At 66.3% G+C, this 16,970-nt stretch carries 10 protein-coding genes; 5 read left to right on the top strand and 5 right to left on the bottom strand.

All coding sequences use genetic code 11. The features are described 5' to 3' along the window. Nucleotides 1-27: 27 nt before the first annotated feature. Together QP803_RS07260 and QP803_RS07255 are read left to right on the top strand one after the other, a co-directional pair. Nucleotides 28-1,581 (top strand): amidase, encoded by a 1,554-nt coding sequence (locus QP803_RS07260; protein WP_284947116.1) that lies wholly within the window; start codon nucleotides 28-30, stop codon nucleotides 1,579-1,581. Nucleotides 1,582-1,587: 6 nt separating this feature from the next. Continuing rightward, on the top strand, nucleotides 1,588-3,060 hold the full coding sequence (locus tag QP803_RS07255) for a mechanosensitive ion channel domain-containing protein (RefSeq protein ID WP_284947115.1): 1,473 nt from the start codon (nucleotides 1,588-1,590) through the stop codon (nucleotides 3,058-3,060). A gap of 59 nt (nucleotides 3,061-3,119) precedes the next feature. On the opposite strand, the gene QP803_RS07250 is transcribed toward QP803_RS07255, so the two are convergent. The 3 genes from QP803_RS07250 to QP803_RS07240 form a co-directional block, all read right to left on the bottom strand. After that, the gene (locus tag QP803_RS07250; protein ID WP_284947114.1) at nucleotides 3,120-3,509 is read right to left on the bottom strand and encodes a response regulator transcription factor; all 390 of its coding nucleotides are present in this window, start codon (nucleotides 3,507-3,509) and stop codon (nucleotides 3,120-3,122) included. 89 nt (nucleotides 3,510-3,598) lie between these two features. Beyond that, a complete protein-coding gene (gene fixJ / locus QP803_RS07245; protein WP_284947113.1) occupies nucleotides 3,599-4,219 on the bottom strand; it encodes a response regulator FixJ in 621 nt (206 codons plus the stop codon). After that, the gene (locus QP803_RS07240; protein ID WP_284947112.1) at nucleotides 4,209-6,116 is read right to left on the bottom strand and encodes a PAS domain S-box protein; all 1,908 of its coding nucleotides are present in this window, start codon (nucleotides 6,114-6,116) and stop codon (nucleotides 4,209-4,211) included. Before QP803_RS07240 ends, fixJ begins: the two co-directional genes overlap by 11 nt. 143 nt (nucleotides 6,117-6,259) lie before the next feature. Here QP803_RS07240 and QP803_RS07235 point away from each other — a divergent pair, with 143 nt between their 5' ends. The 3 genes from QP803_RS07235 to QP803_RS07225 are packed head-to-tail and all read left to right on the top strand — an operon-like array spanning nucleotide 6,260 to nucleotide 9,770. Beyond that, the gene (locus QP803_RS07235; RefSeq protein WP_284947111.1) at nucleotides 6,260-7,786 is read left to right on the top strand and encodes a sugar ABC transporter ATP-binding protein; all 1,527 of its coding nucleotides are present in this window, start codon (nucleotides 6,260-6,262) and stop codon (nucleotides 7,784-7,786) included. Further along, nucleotides 7,773-8,783: an ABC transporter permease gene (locus QP803_RS07230; protein WP_284947110.1), complete on the top strand. Its 1,011-nt coding sequence runs from the start codon at nucleotides 7,773-7,775 to the stop codon at nucleotides 8,781-8,783. Before QP803_RS07235 ends, QP803_RS07230 begins: the two co-directional genes overlap by 14 nt. A gap of 27 nt (nucleotides 8,784-8,810) precedes the next feature. Next, entirely contained in the window at nucleotides 8,811-9,770 is a 960-nt protein-coding gene (locus tag QP803_RS07225) for an ABC transporter substrate-binding protein (RefSeq protein ID WP_284947109.1), read from the top strand. 10 nt (nucleotides 9,771-9,780) lie between these two features. Here the strand turns inward: QP803_RS07225 and QP803_RS07220 are convergent, their stop codons facing one another. Together QP803_RS07220 and QP803_RS07215 are read right to left on the bottom strand one after the other, a co-directional pair. Continuing rightward, nucleotides 9,781-11,712: a transglycosylase domain-containing protein gene (locus QP803_RS07220; protein WP_284947108.1), complete on the bottom strand. Its 1,932-nt coding sequence runs from the start codon at nucleotides 11,710-11,712 to the stop codon at nucleotides 9,781-9,783. Beyond that, a complete protein-coding gene (locus QP803_RS07215; RefSeq protein WP_284947107.1) occupies nucleotides 11,709-16,883 on the bottom strand; it encodes an alpha-2-macroglobulin family protein in 5,175 nt (1,724 codons plus the stop codon). Before QP803_RS07215 ends, QP803_RS07220 begins: the two co-directional genes overlap by 4 nt. Nucleotides 16,884-16,970 lie beyond the last annotated feature (87 nt).

Genomic DNA, 16,970 nt, shown 5'->3' with positions numbered 1-16,970 from the left:
TCCGCCACACCTAGCCCGGAGTTCCCCATGAGCGAAGCCAGTGCCGCCCCCGCCGCGATCGACATCGTCGAACTCACGCTGGAGCAGGCGCAAGCCGCCTTCGCGAGCGGCGCGATCACTTCGGAAGCACTGACCCAGGCCTTTCTCGATCGCATCGCCGTCTACAATGCGCATTACAACGCCATCGTCTTCATGAACCCGGATGCCCTGGCCGATGCGCGGGCGATCGATCGCCGCCGCGCCGCCGGGGAAGCGCTCGGCCCGCTCGCCGGTGTGCCCGTGGTGGTGAAGGACGCCATGGACATGAAGGGCTTCCCGACCACCGGCGGTTGGTGGCTGCTCAATAGCCAGCATGGCGGCGTCGATCTGATGCCCGGCACCGATGCGCCCGTGGTCGCGCGGATGCGCGCGGCTGGCGCCATCATCCTCGGTAAGACCAATATCCCCGTCCTCAGCCATACCGGCAGCCACGCGAATGATAGCTGGGCCGGCCCGACCTATAACGCCGCCGGCCGCGAATTCCTGCCGGGCGGCAGCAGCGCGGGCACCGCGACGGCGGTCGCCGGCAGCCTCGCCGTGCTCGGCCTCGCGGAGGAAACGGGAGGATCGATCCAGAACCCCGCCTCGGCCCAAGGGCTGGTCGGGATCAAGCCGACCTTCGCATTGGTGCCCAATGCCGGCGTCATGCCCCTGTCCAGCAATCGCGATGTGGTCGGGCCCATTGCGCGCTGCGTGCGCGACGCGGCACTGACGCTCGACGTGCTCGCCGGCTATACGATCGAAGATCCGAAGACGATCGCGGGTGTCGGCCACAGGCCGGCCGGCGGCTATGCCTCCAAGCTCAGCGCCGACGCCCTGCAGGGCACGCGCATCGGCCTCTATGGGCCGGGCTGGCGCGACATGCCGCTGTCCGAGGAAGCGACCGCCTTGTACGAGCGGGCCAAGGGCGAACTCACGGCGCAAGGCGCTGTGCTGGTGGAAGACCCGTTCCTTGGCACCGGCTTCGCCGATATCCGCCAATCCACCATCCCGAACGATACCTTCGATGCGCGCGGTCTGGAATCGGTGCCCTATGATCTGGGCCAATATCTGAAACGGCTGGGCCCGGATGCCGCCCTGAAGACCTTCGCGGACTTCGCCGCCGCCACTGCGAAGGAAAACGCCTTCGGCCCCGGCGGCGTGCTCAGCTTCATGCCGAACCTGCCGCAATTCATGGCCTGCCTCGCCAACCCGACAGCGCCGCCTGACCTGTCGGAGTTCATCGCCGCGAAGACGGCCTATATGGAGATCGTCGAGGCAGTCTTTGCCGAGCATCAGCTCGACGCCTTGATCTTTCCGCAAATGCGCAACGACCTCAAACCGCTTCATGGCGGCGGCAGGATTGATGAGACGACGGTGAGCGAGATCAATATCGCCGGCCTTCCCGGCGTCACCGTGCCGGCGGGCTACTACGCCTCCGGCGCTCCCTTCTGCCTCATTGTCGTTGGCCGCCAATGGAGCGAGGCCGATCTGCTGGCCTATGCCTTCGCCTATGAGAGCGCGACGAAGCACCGCCAGCCGCCCGTGCTCAGCCAGGGCTAGGCTTTCATGCCTCTCCAGGAATACGGGCAGACGCTGCCACTGCTACTGGCGACGGTTCTGCTCGTCGCCGGAATCGGGTTGCCCCGGCTGCGCAGCCGCCAGCCGCTCTGGCTGCGCGCCACTGGGCGCATCGTCATCTTCGTCCTGCTCACCATGCTGGTGCAGCGCATCCTCGGCTCGCCTCTGCGACCCCGCTTCGGGGTCATCAACCCGGCCGAGCGGTTGTGGGAACAACTCATCGAGATGGGTTGGTGGATGCTCGGTGCGCGCGGCGCCGTGGCGCTGGTTCGGCTCTTCGTGGTGCTGGAGAATAAGCCGCAGGAGACGCAGATCGTCTCGGACCTGCTGGCCGGCGCGATTTATGTGGCGACCCTTCTCGCCATCGTCAATTTCGCCTTTGCGGTGCCCATCGGTGGCTTGCTGGCGACGTCCGGCGTCATTGCCATCGTGCTCGGCCTCGCCTTGCAGAACACCTTGTCGGATGTTTTTTCCGGCATCGCGGTGGGGCTTGAGAGACCTTACCGCGCCGGCGACCTGATCTGGGTCGAAGGCGCGATCGAGGGCCATGTCGTTCATGTCACCTGGCGAGCGACCCATATCCAGACCGGCCACAACAACATCGCCATCATTCCCAATAGCGTCATTGCCAAGGCGCGTATCGTCAATCGCAGCCTGCCTAGCACCGTGCGAGGCGACGCAATCGAAGTGACGCTGGATGCGCGCGCGCGACCCGAGCATTGCGTCGATACGCTCACGGCGGCGACCCTCGCCTGCCGGCTGCCGCTGCCCACGACCACCATCCAATGCACCAAGTTACAGGGCGATGGAAACGTCTATGCCATCAACTTCACCGTTCCCAGCAGCGGCGTCTTGGGCGCCGCACGCACCGAACTCTACACGCAGGTCCACCGCCATCTCCGCCATGCTGGCATCGCCCTCGCGGTATCAGGAGTGGCGGTTTTGCCGCCGATCACGCCGCCCACACCACGTGACTTGCTCGCGCAATCGGATCTCTTCAGCGTCATAGACCCCGTGCAGCGCGACCTGCTAGCGGCGCATTTCACCGATATCGCGGTGCAGGCCGGCGAGACGCTAATCCGCAAGGGCGAGACCCCGCAGGCGTTGTTCGTCATCGCATCGGGCACGGCCGAGATTACGGCGGATGGGCCGGAGGGACCGCACGTCGTCTACCGGATGAGCCCCGGCGAGGTTCTGGGGGCGATTGCCCTGATCACGGGCTCGGATTTCGGCGTCACCGCCACGGCGCTGACGCCGCTGAGGGCGTTTCGTCTCGACATCGCCGCCATCACGGCCGCGATCAAGACGAGCCCGGATCTGGAGGGCGCTTTGGAGGCGCTGGCGGAGCGCGACCAATCGGCGCTGCGTCACGACGCCGCCGTGAATGCGGATCTCACGATCGAACGGCCGGAGATGTTCCTGACTCGCCTGCGCAGCTTTCTGCGCGTGCTGCGGGATTAGAGTGGCGCCTTCGTCATCGGCGCACTTGATGCGCGGATGACGGTGTACTTGTGTCCGCGCTAACCACTCACTGCCGGTCCCACGCCCAGCACGTCATGGATGCTGTCCAACAAGGCACTGTCCTGCAGCGGCTTTTCCAGCGTATGGCGCACCCCGGCCGCCGCCGCACGGCGGCGCAGGCTGTCGGTCGCATGGGCGGTGATGAGAATGACCGGCAACCGAAGCCCGATCGCCGCCAACTGGCTGATGACCGCAAGCCCATCCATCACCGGCATCTTGTAGTCCAGGATAAGGCACCGCGCACGCCATAGCTCGGGATGACCGATCAACTCCCGACCGTCGGCGCAGACATGCACGACCAGGCCTTCAATCTCCAGCGCGAATTTCAGCGAGTCACGGACCGCTTGGTCATCATCGACGACAAGGATGATGTCCTGTCCTGAAGGCATGCGCTGGGCTCCATCGGCTCACCCTGAGCCGGCTGTGCGGATACGGACGGCCATTATGGCGCAACCGGCCGCCGTCGTCTTGATCTGGGTCAACCCGACGGCAGCAATCCGGCCACCAGGGCCATGCGCACCAGCTCCGACAGGCTGCTCGTGCGCATCTTGGTCATGACATTGGCCCGGTGAACCTCGACGGTTCTCGGACTGATGCCAAGGTCGTAGGCGACCACCTTGTTCGGCTGCCCGCGCAGAATGCCGTCCAAGACCTCACGCTCCCGCGCCGACAAAGACCCCAGCCGCGCCTGGGTTTCGGCGATCTCGGCATCCCGGTAGCCGCGCTTGTCGTGCAGATCGAGCGCCGCACGAATGGCCGAGATCATGCGTTCATCATCGAAGGGTTTTTCGATGAAGTCGATCGCGCCGGCCTTCATCGCCTGCACGGCCAAGGGCACGTCCCCATGGCCGGTCATAATGATGACCGGAAACTTGGCGCCTGCCGCCTGCAATCTGCGCTGCAGTTCCAGACCGTCGACGTCGGGCATCCGTACGTCGGTGACGACACAACCCGGCTGGGCCTTGGGCAGCATCTTCAGGAAAGCGGTGGCCGATTCGTGCACGCGCACTGCGAGACCCGCCGTGGTGAGCAGGAAGGCGAGTGACTGCCGGACGGCGTCATCATCGTCGATCAGATGTACAACGGGCTCAATCGCCAAGATCGCTCTCCCCACCGCGCACGGATGGCAGTGTCAAACGAAAGGCCGTGCCGCCGCCTGGGTTGGGCTCAGCCCAAAGCCGGCCGCCATGCGCTTCCATGATCGTCCGCGAGATCGACAGGCCGACGCCCATGCCGAATTGCTTTGTGGTGACAAAGGGCTGGAAAAGCTGCTCCGCGATATCCGGCGCGATGCCGGGTCCGGTGTCGATCACGCTGACCTCCACCGTGTCGGCGTCCAGCTTGCGCGTCTTGATCACCAGCCGACGCGGCCGGTCATGCGGCTCGGGCGCATCCTGCATCGCTTCCACGGCATTGCGCACCAGGTTCAGCAAGACCTGTTGCACTTGAATCCGATCGGCGAGCACGAATTCGACCTGGGGGTCGAAATCCATCGAGGCATGGACGCCGCTTTCCTTCACGCCGATCAGGGCGAGGGCACTCGCCTCCTCAATGAGTTGTGCCAGGTTCTCAACCTGCCGTTCGCTTTCCTTGCGGGCCACGAAGTCGCGCAAGCGGCGAATGATCTGTCCCGCCCGCAAGGCCTGCTCGGCGGCCCGCTCCACCGCGTCGCGCGCGGCGGGAATGTGCTCGCTCTGGTTGGTGTCCAGCAAGCGGCGGCACCCTTTCAGGTAATTAGCCACGGCTGTCAGCGGCTGATTGAGTTCATGCGCCAGCGTGGACGCCATTTCACCGAGCGCCGTGAAGCGCGACATATGGATCAGTCCGGCCTGCAACTCCTGCAGGCGCTGCTGAGTTTGCTGGCGCTCGCTGAGGTCACGCACGAAGCCCGTGAAAAAGCGCCGATCGCCCAACCGGGTTTCGCCCACCGTAAGTTCCATCGGAAAGGTGGAGCGATCCTTGCGCTGTCCCACCACCAGACGCCCGATGCCGATGATGCGGCGCTCCCCGGTCGTCATATAGCGCGACAGATAGCCGTCATGCTGTTCCCGATACGGACCGGGCATGAGGATACTGACATTCTGGCCAATCGCCTCTGCCGCCGTATAGCCGAACAGCCGCTCAGCCGTGGCGCTGAAGGATTGCATGACGCCGCGCACATCGATGACCACCATGGCGTCCGGCACGGTGTCGAGCACGGATTGCAGATGCGCCTCGCGTTCCGCGATCAGGACCTGCGACCGCTTCGCCTCCGTCACGTCGCGCGCCACCTTGGAGGCACCGACAAGCCGCCCGGACTCGTCACGGACCGGAGAGACGGTGAGAGATATGTCGATGATCGTGCCATCCTTCCGGCGGCGCTGGGTTTCGAAATGATCGACCCGCTCGCCTTGCGCAATCCGCTGAAGGATCGCGACGACATCGCTCTCCCGCCCTGGCGGTTGCAGGATGGAAACGGGCTGCCCGATGGCCTCGGCGGCAGTATAGCCGAAAATCGTCTCGGCGCTCAGGTTCCAGTCCGTGATCACGCCGTCCATCGTCTTGCCGATGATGGCATCGGCGGAGGACGCGACGATGGCGGCGAGCCGGTCATTGGCATGCTCCGCCGCCTTCTGGCGCGCGATGTCGATCAGGATGCCGTGGATGTCGCCCTGCCCCACTTGGGTCGATACAGCTTGCGTCGATCCGCCCCGCATGCGCATCCAGCGCGCCGTGCCATCCGCCGCCAAGGCCCGCAGATCGACGTCGAGATCGCAGCCGCTTTGCGCGCAGGCGAGCAGGCCGCGTTCGGCGATGACGCGGTCATCGGTATGAAGCCGCTCCAGAAACGCGGGCAGACCCATCGCGGCAGAGCCCACGCCCAACAGCACGCGGGACAGCGGTGAAAGCCGGATGGCATCCCCGGTCACATTCCATTGCCAGGTGCCGATGCCGGCCGCCTGCATCGCAAGCCGACGATCCTGGTCGGTATCGTCCATCATCTGCGCAGTCACCATGATCTCCGCCCTGGACGGGGCCATCATAGGTTGCGGTGGAGGATCGACACAAACACCGACGCTGGCCGAGAAACCTTGACCGGCTTCTTCCGCGCCCGGTAGCTTGCCAGCAGAGGGCGCGAAGCCCCGTCGGGAGGGAATGCATGGTCGGTTCCCCCGTCATGCTCGCAGGCAGGCAGATATCCAAGCAGTATGGCGGTGTGCAGGTGTTGTTCGATGTCTCCATCGACCTGCACGCGGGTGAGGTGCATGCGCTGATCGGGGAGAATGGCGCCGGCAAGTCGACCTTGATGAAAATCCTCTCCGGCTACCAGTCGCCAAGCGGTGGGGAGATTCTGCTTGCTGGGCAGGCGGTGCATTTCCCAAGCAGCGAGGCAGCGGAAGCCGCCGGCATCGTCCTCATCCACCAGGAATTCAATCTGGCGGAGCAATTGACCGTCGAGGCGAATATCTTTCTGGGTCGTGAGATCAAGCGCGGTCCGTTTCTGGATCTCGGTGCCATGCGCGCCCGCGCCCGCGCCCTGCTCGCCGAATTGGAAACCAGCATCGACCCTGCCGCCCGCGTGAGTGACCTTGCCGTGCCCGACAAGCAAATGGTGGAGATCGCGAAGGCCTTGGTGCGGGACGCGCGGATTCTGATCCTGGACGAGCCGACCGCCGTGCTGACGCCCAAGGAATCGCGCGTGCTGTTCCGCCAGATCGCGCGGTTGCGGGCACAAGGTGTCGCCATCCTCTACACCTCCCACAAGCTCGATGAAGTGCGGGCTATTGCCGATAGCGTCACCGTGCTGCGGGACGGCCGCCATGTCGTGACCGCGCCGGCGGCGACGATGACCGAGGATGAAATGGCGCGGCAGATGGTCGGCCGCGATCTGTCGGAACTGTTTCCACCCAAGGCGCCCGCGCCCACGGCGGAAATGGTGCTAGAGGTCGAGGATTTGTCCGTGCCCGGCTATGTCACCTCGGCCTCGTTTCACCTCCGGCGCGGGGAGATTTTGGGCGTGGCCGGGCTGGTGGGATCAGGCCGCACCGAACTCATGGAAGGCCTGATGGGCCTGCGACGCGCCCACGGCGCGGTCCGCGTCATGGGCAAGCCTGTCCATATCCGCAACCCATCGGATGCGGCGGCCCTTGGCCTCGCCTATCTCACGGAGGATCGCAAAGGTAGAGGTCTGCTTTTGGGAAAGTCGATGCGGACCAACCTCACGCTGCTCGGCCTCGATCGCTTTTCCGGCTTGCTGATCGATGAAGCGGCGGAAGATCGCGCCCTGGATCAGGCGATCCGCGAATTCGACATCCGCGCCCCGCGGCGTGACGTCGCGGTGGGCAACCTGTCCGGCGGCAACCAGCAGAAGCTGCTGCTCGCGAAAACCATGCTGATCGCGCCCGAGATCGTCATCATCGACGAACCGACGCGCGGCATCGATATCGGCACCAAGCAACAGATTTACGGATTTATCGAGCGTCTGGCGGCAACCGGCAAAAGCGTTATCGTCATTTCCTCAGAGATGGGGGAGGTCATCGGCCTCAGTCACCGGGTCATCGTGATGCGTGCCGGCCGCATCATGGGCGAGCTTTCCGGCGATGCGATCGGGGAGGATGGCATCGTGCGCCACGCCATGGGCCTAGAGAAGATGGCGATGAACGGAGACCTGCATGTCGGCCACTGAGACAACGCTGACCAAGCGGGAGCCCGCGCGGCGATGGAGCCCCAATCTTCGTGTGCTCGGGCCGCTTCTCGCCCTGATCCTGCTCGTGATTTTGGGCGCATCGCTCAACGGCAATTTCCTCAGCCCGTCCAATATCACCAATGTGCTCGCACGCTCTTCTTTCATCGGCATCATCGCCGTTGGCGCCACCTTCGTGATCACCTCCGGCGGGCTCGACCTTTCAGTCGGATCCATGGCCGCCTTCCTCGCCGGGGTGATGATCATCGTGATCAATGCGCTGGTGCCGCGCTTCGGCACGGGGTGGAGCGTGATCCTCATCGGCATGGCGGCGGGGGTCGCGCTCGGCGGGGCGGCCGGCCTCGGCAACGGGTTGCTCGTCACGCGTGGGCGGATCGAGGCCTTTATCGTGACGCTAGGCACCATGGGCATCTTCCGCTCGCTGGTTACCTTCCTCGCCAATGGTGGCACGCTGTCCCTGAACTTCGATGTCATGGACACATACAATCCGGTCTATTACGGCAGCGTCCTGGGTCTGCCAGTGCCCATCATCGTCTTCGCCGTGGTCGCGATCCTGGGCGATATCGCCATGCGCCGGATGCCCTTCGGGCGCCATTGCGCGGCCATCGGCTCGAACGAACAAGTGGCGCGCTATTCCGCCATTCATGTCGATACCGTCCGGCTGCTGACCTACGTGCTGCAAGGCGTACTGGTGGCGGTGGCGACGCTGCTTTACGTGCCGCGCCTGGGTTCGGCATCGAGTGCCACCGGGGTCTTGTGGGAGTTGGAGGCCATCGCCGCCGTCATCATCGGTGGCACCACGCTGCGTGGCGGCTATGGCCGGGTCTGGGGCACCGTCATTGGCGTCATCATCCTCAGCCTGATCGACAATATCCTGAACCTGACGAATATCGTCAGCCCCTATCTCAATGGTGCCTTCCAGGGCGTCATCATCATTCTGGCCGTCCTGCTGCAACGAAGCCGCAGAGCGAACCAGTAGGCTTCAAAAAACAACAGGAGGACCTCCATGAAGCGCTTCCGCACACTCGCCCTCGCCACCAGTCTCGCCACCGGTCTCGTCGTCTCGGGCCAAGCTATAGCCCAGGACAAGACCTATACGATCGGCGTCTCCGTGCCCTCGGCCGATCACGGCTGGACCGGCGGCGTCGATTACTTCGCCCAGGCCGCCATCACCCGCCTGACCAAGACCTATCCCAATCTGAAATTCGTGCTCGCCACGGCGGCCGATCCCGGCAAGCAGGCCTCCGACCTCGAAGACATGGTCTCGACCCGTCACATCGATGCGCTGGTCATTCTGCCAGGCGACCCGGATGCGCTGACATCGCCGATCAAGCGTGTGAAGCAGGCCGGAAAATTCGTGACGGTGGTGGACCGCAAACTGTCACAGCCGGGCATCGAGGATCTTTATGTCGCCGGCGACAATCCCGGCCTCGGCCGCACGGCGGGCGAATATTTTGCCTCCCGCTTCCCCGATGGCGGCAATATCGTCGTGCTGCGCGGTCTGCCGATCCCGATCGACAAAGAGCGTGTGGACGCCTTCAACGCCGCCATCTCAGGCACCAAGATCAAAGTGCTCGCCAGCCAGTTCGCGAACTGGAACCGCGATGACGGCTTCAAGGTCATGCAGGACTTCCTCTCCCGCTTCCCCAAGATCGACGCCGTCTGGGCGCAGGATGATGATACCGCCATCGGCGCCATCCAGGCGATCAAGCAGGCGGGCCGGCAGAATGACATGTGGGTGGTCGGCGGCGCCGGCATGAAGCAGGCGATCAAGGAAGTCATGGACGGCGACAAGATGACGCCGATCGATGTCGGCTACGACCCCGGCATGGTCGGCACGGCGATCGAACTGACCGCGCTGAAATTTGTCGGCGGTGTGCCGGTGCGCGGCAAGTTCATCATCCAGTCACCGCTGATCACACAACAGAATGCGGCGGAGTTCTACCACCCCGACTCGCCGTATTAGGCCGCCGCGATCACGATCCGTCGCGAACCCTGATCGCGGCGGAAGCGATTGCGCCTGCCGCGTCCAGAACTGTGAGGCGATAGAAGCCTGGCCCGGGCGGCGTCCAGGCGGTGTTGCGCAGTGCAGCGATGGACGGCACCGGCGCGCCATCGACCAGGAAGCGCAGCGGTCGCGTGCCGCCCATGGCCTTGAGGTCGACGGCGCCGGCACCTTCGATCACGGCGCCGGGTGGCGGATACAGCAGCCGCAGCGGATCGGGCTCCGGCGTGACAGCCAAAGACACCATCCGCGCGGCAGGCACGGCCATGGCGCGCGGCGCGGCGGGCAGAAGGCCGAAGACCTGGGCGAGGATCGGCAGGGCATGATCCGCTGCCGCGCCACCATCCATGGCCGTGCCATCGGGCCGGCCGACCCAGATGCCCACCAGATGCGCGCGGTCGAAGCCGAAGGCCCAATTGTCGCGGTCCCCCCAACTCGTGCCGGTTTTCCAGGCGATGCCCTGCTGCGCGCCGCCGGGAAAGGGCCGCGTCAGGATCGCGGCCACCATCTGCGCGGCGGCGGGCGTCAGCAGCGGCTTGCCAGCGACCGCGCCCTGGGTCGCGAGCGCCGTATAGAGCGCCATCATGCCGCGCATGGTCTGCCCGGCGCCGCCGAGCACGATGGGCAAAGACGGCGCTGCCCCGCGCGGCAGACGCAGCGGCTCGCCCGCCGCCGCCAAGGCGGCCGCGAAACGCGCCGCGCCATAGCGCGCGAGCAGCCCGACCGCCGGTAGATTGAGGGAGCGGCGCAGCGCCTCGGCCGCCGTCACCCGGCCCGCGAACTGGCCGGTGAAATCCTCCGGCGCATAGCCGCCGAAGCGCGTCGGCACATCCGCCAGGATCGTGTCCGGTCCCGCAATCCCTTGGGAGAAGGCGAGGCCATACAGAAACGGTTTCAGCGCCGAACCGGGGCTGCGGGAGGCGCGGGTGAGATCAACCGAGCCGGCCCGGGCGGCATTGCCCCAATCGCCCGCCCAAACGGCACGCAGCGTGCCGCTGGGCAAATCGGCGATCATCACCGCGAGGGAGACTTTCGCGGGCAGACCCGCCAGCGTCGTCTGCCCCAGACCGGCGAGTGCCGCTTCGGTTTCGGCGTCGAGCGACACGGTCAGCACCGGTGGATGACGGACCGACGCATAGAATTGCGGCACCGCGCGCGGCATGGGCAGGCGCGCGGTCGGCACCGGCTCTGTCAGGGCCGCCTGCGTTTCGTCACGGGTCAGCAAGCCGCGTGCCTCGGCAAGTATGAGAATCCGGTCCCTGATTCGCTTGGCCGCCACCGGATGCCGGTCCGGCCGCAACCCTTCGGGCCGGCGCGGCAAGGCCACCAGCAGAGCGGCCTCGGCCGCATCTAAGGCGCCCGGCGGCTTGCCGAAATAGGCCCAGGACGCCGCCTCCACCCCCACCAGATTGCCGCCGAATGGGGCGAGCGATAGCCACAGACCCAGGAGGTGCGGCCGGTCGAAGCGGCGCCACAGCGCGACGGCGCGGGCGGCTTCCAACACCTTCGCGGACAGTCTGCGGGGCTGCGGATCGAGCAGCCGCGCGACCTGCATGGTCAGCGTCGATCCGCCGGACACCACATGGCCTGCGCGCAGCCACTGCCAACCGGCGCGCAGCACGGCACGGGGATCGACCCCAGGCTCGGAGGCGAAGCGACGGTCCTCCACGGCGATCAGCAACTGCGTCATGAACGGCGAGACCTGGGCAGGCGACACCGCAAAACGCCAGACGCCGCCGGGCGCGGGCGCGAGGGCGATCAGCGTGCCGTCGCGGTCCCTCACCTCCGTGCCCCAGCTCGCCGGCGGCGGCATCGGCGCGGGCCAGACGAAGCCCATCGCCACCACCGTCACCCCCACTGTCATCGCGGCCACACCGACCGCGATGACAGCCCAGCGCCTCACGGCGTGGCGGGCGGCAGCACGGTGATCTTCACGGCGTTCTGCCGCGCGAAGATGCCCGGCCGATACATGTCCGCCAGTGTGATGCCCGGATAATCGTAGGTGCCTGGCGTCACCGCCCGCAGCATGACGGCCAGCCGGAAGTCGGCGTGGTCGCCCGTCAGGGACAGCGCCGCTGCATAGCGGTCATCGGCCGCCGCCTCCGCATCGGTGGTCGACAGGGTGCCAAGCCAGTCCATCCCGGCAACCGCGCCACCATCGAAATGGCCGGCGATTTCCCAGCCCGCCGGCAGCCCAGCGAGGACCATCGCCTGGTGATCCTGGCCATCCGTCGCGCGACCGGTGATCACCATGAGGAAGAGGCTGTTCTGCGGCAGCTTGTCAGGATCCACGGCCGATCCGTCGGCTGCAAAGAAATACCGATGGACCTCCATCCCGTTCTTCGCGGCAGGCGGCGCCTTTACCGGCACGCCCTGAACGACAAGGCTTCCCTCAATCGGCGTGCTACCCGGATTGCGGAGCGTCACCGTGCCACGGACTGGCAGGCTCAGCCGCGACGCCGGACCCAAGGTGCGCCCGTCGGCGACCAGGGAGATGGGACGCGCATTGGCGCCCAAAGCCGCCGCCGCCGCGCCGCCCCAAGCCTGTTCCTGCGTGTTCAGCGCATCGGGGTCGAGGTTGGAACCCGGCAGCGCCGCGCGGATCGACGGCAATGCACCGGGCATGACACCGCTTTCCTGCACCAGCACAGCCGTCGCGAACTGGTCCCGCAACGCGGAGCCGTAATCGCCATACCAATCCTGCCGCGACGGATCCTGAAGGACCGCGCCAAACAAATCCTTCGCCTGCCCGGCCTCCCCCAGCCGCGCCAGGGACGCCGCAATCTGCGCGCGGGCGAGCGGCGTCGGCTCGCTGCCGATCGTCGTCGCCGCCACGCGAATGGCACCCGCCGGCGCCTGGCCAGCAAGCGACAGAACATACAGCGCATAGGCCTGCGCTGCCTGATCGGTCGGGCTGCCCGGCGGGGTGGCGACTTCCGTCGTCAGCCAACCGAGTGCCTGCTTGATGGCGGTGTCCGGCACGGGGGCGCCGGCCTTGCGCGCCCGCAACAGGAAGTCCGTCGCATAGGCGGTGAGCCAGGGCTCCGCATCCCCGGTCGAGGACCATAGGCCGAAGGACCCGTCGTAGCGCTGCCGATCGAGCACCGCTTCCGCCGTTTGCTGGAGCTTGCCGGCACGATCCGGCCCGGCCGCACCGCCTTCCGTCAGCATCGCAAGCGGCAGGCCGCGACTGGTGAGCTGCTCCAGGCAATCGAGCGGATAGGCGATGAGAGCGCGTACCAGGGCCGCAGGGTCATAGCGGACGCCGCTGCCAAAACTGAGGCTCGCCTTCCAAGTGCCGGGCAGGAAGGCTGCGGCATCTGGCCCGACCGTCGTACCAGCACCCGCCGCAAGCAGCAGCTGCGTGACCTGGGCGACGGGACCGCGCGCGGAATGCACGGAGATGACGGACGAATGGGTGACATCGAAGCCGCCCGGCCCTTTCGCCTCGACGCTGAGCGTGCCGAGGCCCGCGCCTTTGGCGACGAGTTGCACCGGCAGCACCATCCGTGCCTGCTGGGCAAGCGTCACCGCTGCCGGATCGCCACCTGCCAAAGCCAACTCACCGGTGACCGACAGATGGACCGAGACCTGGCCCGCGGGCAGTTCCAGGTTCTGCAGCATGATGCCGATCTGCGCCGTGTCGCCCGGTGCGAGGAATCGCGGCAGCAGCGCCTCCGCGATCAGCGGATCGCGCAGGATCATGTCATGCGCGGCGGACCCGACCTTGGCGCCATCCCAAGCGACGGCCATCAACCGCAACTGACCGTCGAAATCCGGCAAGGCGAGCGGGAAATGGGCAATGCCATCCGATCCTGCCTGAACGGGACCGGAAAACAGCGACACGATCATTTGCGGAATCGGGTTGGATTGCTCATCCACATCGCCGCCCGCGCCCTGGCGCAGCATGGTATTCGCCGCACCCGCCGGGGCCAGCAGCCGCGCCCAGTCATCATGAATGCCGACACCCAGGGAACGTTGGCCGAAGTAATGGTCGAGGGGATCGGGCGTCACGAACCCCGTGAGGCTCAGGATGCCTTCATCGACGGCGGCGAGCGTCACCCAGGCGCCGGGTGTCGCATGAACGGCGATGTCGGCCGTGGTGCGCGGCCTGTAGACCGGCTGCGTTTCGATGGTGACGGGCAAGGTCCGCGACGCCGGGTTCAGCGCCACCCAGGTCAGGCCGATGGCACGTGTCGGCGCCGTTTTGCCGTCACTTCCGCCGGGCTGGAAGACATGCACGCCGATATAGGCGCCGGGTCCCCAATCGGCCGTCACCGGTATGCGCACGTCAAAGCTCGTGCCCGCCGCTGGAAGATCGAGGATACGCTTGATCCGGTCTGTCATCACCAGCACCGTCGCGGGACCCGCGAAAGGCGCCTCGACATGCACTGTCGCGGTGTCGCCGGGTTGATAGGTCTTGTGATCGACGCGCACGGACACGCGGGCCGGCACATCGGGGTTATCGCCGACTGCCCAGCCCGAATAGAAGATGACGGAGCTGGCAGCGAGGCCACCGGAGGCCTGCAATACCTGCATCCGGTAGCGCCCGAAGGGCAGCGTGCGACCATAGGCGAAGGGTGCGCCTGTGGCGGGCAGCGTGACGGTCTGGCTATCGACCGGTTCATCGCGCCACACCGTCTCATACCGCGCTTGGCCGTTTTGAACCGACAGGCGCCAATCCGGCTCCTGCCGCACGAGGCGGATCTGCACGGGCATCGCCACGCGCTTTCCGTCCGGCCCGATGGCGACAAAGTGGAAGCCGGCCTTGGCACTGGCATCCACGGTGTCATCGGCAAAGTCTTCGGCGATGCCGATAAGCGGCGCCACAGGCCGTACCGGAATGGTGGTGCTGGCGCCGACGCTGCGGCCGGCGGGGTCGTTCACCGTCACCGCGATCGTGGCGGTGACAGCACCCGTGGAATCCGGCACCGCCGACAGATCGATCGGCAGCACCGTCTTGCCCTGGTCATCGGTCGCCGCCAGATCGACCTGGCTCTGCTTGGGCGCGAAAACCTCATCCGACACGCCGAAGCGGTAGGTCGAGAAATCGGCGAAAGGCGTCGGGTTCAACGACAGCGTGACGGTGCCGCTGCCGGACAGATCCGCACCCGGCGCGCCATACAGGAAGCGTACGGAAACCGGCAGATCAGTGCTGCGGCCGGGTTCGAGAATGGCGGGTGCGCCGGCAAATTCCACCGCCAGACGCGGCGGCACGAAGGCATCGACCTGGAAGGTTTGGCTGGCGATGGCCGAGGACTTGGGGTCGGTTTGCAGCGACACCGTCCAAGTGCCGAATTGCGCGCCGGAGGATAGCGTGACGGCGGCATGGATCGATTGGCCCGCCGCGCGAGGCGGCACGGTATCCTGAAACACCCGGCCATCCGGCCGCGTCACGATCAGATGCAGCGGCAAATCGGTGGGCTGGCCGGCTTCATCGCGGAGCAGCGCCATCACCTGCACGGTCTCGCCCGGGCGATAGATGCCACGGTCGAGCCAGATGAAGGGATCGACCGGGCCAGGCTGCGCCGTGCCGGACACGCCACGATCGGACAGATCGAAGTCGGGCGCCGTCAGATCGAGCCGCGTGAAATCCCCATCCGCGCCGCGAATATGCAGCGCGGCCGGGGCCTGGCCGTTCTGACCCGCGAGCAGCGGCTGGGCGATATGGGCGATGCCATCCTGGTCGGTCGTCGCCTGGTCAAGAATCTCATTATCCGTGGCAACGAGGTCGATCGCCGCACCCGCCACCGGCAGGCCGCTGGCATATGAGCGGATTTGGATCGTGTCGCCCTCCGCCCCGTGCCAGACGGTGGGAGCGAGATCGGTGCGCAGGATAAGCTGCACGGCGCCGGGCGCCGAGCCATCCGCGAAGGGCGTGCCGTCCCCCGGCGAAGCGAGCAGGGCATAGAGTCCCGGGTCCTTCAGCGTCGGCGGCAAGGGCAGCACGACGTGATCGAGCTCATTGCGCGTATAGCCCGATACGGGCGCGCTGCCGGTCCAGATGACCTTGCCCTGATTCTGCGCGAGGTCCGTCGCTGCGTCCGAACCAAGGTCGTTATTGCCGGGGGGATAGGTCTGCATGACATGCAGCAAGTTCCGCTCTGCGATCTTCACGAGCGTCAGCTTCACGGCCGACAAATTGACGACATCGAGCGCGACGGTCGCTGCACCGTTACGGGGTTGCAGGTAGCGCGCGCCATCAAACACCATGCGCGGCTGGCGATCGGGCATCGCCACGGGCAGGACCAGATCCTGATGCAGGGACGTGCCGTCATCGCCCGGCATGCCGTGCAGCAACGTCACGGTCGTGGTCGCGCCGGCCGGGAGGCCCGTCACGCAGATCTTGCCCGACTCGAGGGTGACCGCCGCGTCCTTCAGGGCCGGGTCGAGCGTCACCCAATCGCCGGCATGAAAGCTCGGCGCGCTGCTGGGATTGCCCAGGAAACCGATGCAGGCGCGGGCGGGAAAGGCCTCGGCGTCCGTCGACAGGCTGCGATAGATCAGGCCGGTCCGCTGCAAGCCCTCAAGCGCCGCCTGTTGGGCCGCATGATCGCCGGGCAGACGGCGGGCAATGGCCCGCAGCACCTCGACCTCCGGCACCGGCTTATTGAGGGCGGCCAACGCCTTATCCATGACCCGCAGCGCGGAGACTTGATCCTGCGCCGCCGTATCGCTGCTCTCGTCGATGTGCTGGAAGGCCGTCCACGCCGCTTGCAGGCCGTGCACGGCATTGGGCGGCACCAAGGCCATTTCAGCGGAGGCCAAGGCGAGCCAGGCGTTCCAGGTTGCGTCGCCACCCAGCGCGCCGATGGCGCGCTGCATCGCCGCTACTTCGGCCGTCGCGTTGCCTGTGGCCACGGCTGCCGCGACGGCATCCGCCGCCTTTTGCTTCTGTTCATCCGAGGCGCCGGCGGGAAAGGGCAGCCGCAGCGCGGCGGCATAGGCATCGGCGTCCGATTGCAAGCCGGGGAGATCGATCTCCGGTCCGTCATCTTGTGCGCGTGCAGGCAGGCTGAGGGGACCGACGAGCAGAGACACGGCGAAGGCCGTTAGAATAGCAAAGCGCTTCATGGTGTTTCCCTGCCCGATTTTGGCAGCACTCTACCCTACGGCGAAAACTCTGTCCCCCCAACTGAAGCGACTTAATCGTCTTCACTC

This window comes from Acidisoma sp. PAMC 29798 (assembly GCF_030252425.1).
Classification (GTDB): Bacteria; Pseudomonadota; Alphaproteobacteria; order Acetobacterales; family Acetobacteraceae; genus Acidisoma; species Acidisoma cladoniae.
The sequence above is the reverse complement of the archived record's forward strand: the minus strand, read 5'-3'. Positions and strand labels throughout refer to the sequence as shown.

Coding starts and splice junctions, on each gene's coding strand:
- QP803_RS07260 (WP_284947116.1), top strand. CDS start 28: ATGAGCGAAGCCAGTGCCGCCCCCGCCGCGATCGACATCGTCGAACTC.
- QP803_RS07255 (WP_284947115.1), top strand. CDS start 1,588: ATGCCTCTCCAGGAATACGGGCAGACGCTGCCACTGCTACTGGCGACG.
- QP803_RS07250 (WP_284947114.1), bottom strand. CDS start 3,509: ATGCCTTCAGGACAGGACATCATCCTTGTCGTCGATGATGACCAAGCG.
- QP803_RS07240 (WP_284947112.1), bottom strand. CDS start 6,116: ATGGTGACTGCGCAGATGATGGACGATACCGACCAGGATCGTCGGCTT.
- QP803_RS07235 (WP_284947111.1), top strand. CDS start 6,260: ATGGTCGGTTCCCCCGTCATGCTCGCAGGCAGGCAGATATCCAAGCAG.
- QP803_RS07230 (WP_284947110.1), top strand. CDS start 7,773: ATGTCGGCCACTGAGACAACGCTGACCAAGCGGGAGCCCGCGCGGCGA.
- QP803_RS07225 (WP_284947109.1), top strand. CDS start 8,811: ATGAAGCGCTTCCGCACACTCGCCCTCGCCACCAGTCTCGCCACCGGT.
- QP803_RS07215 (WP_284947107.1), bottom strand. CDS start 16,883: ATGAAGCGCTTTGCTATTCTAACGGCCTTCGCCGTGTCTCTGCTCGTC.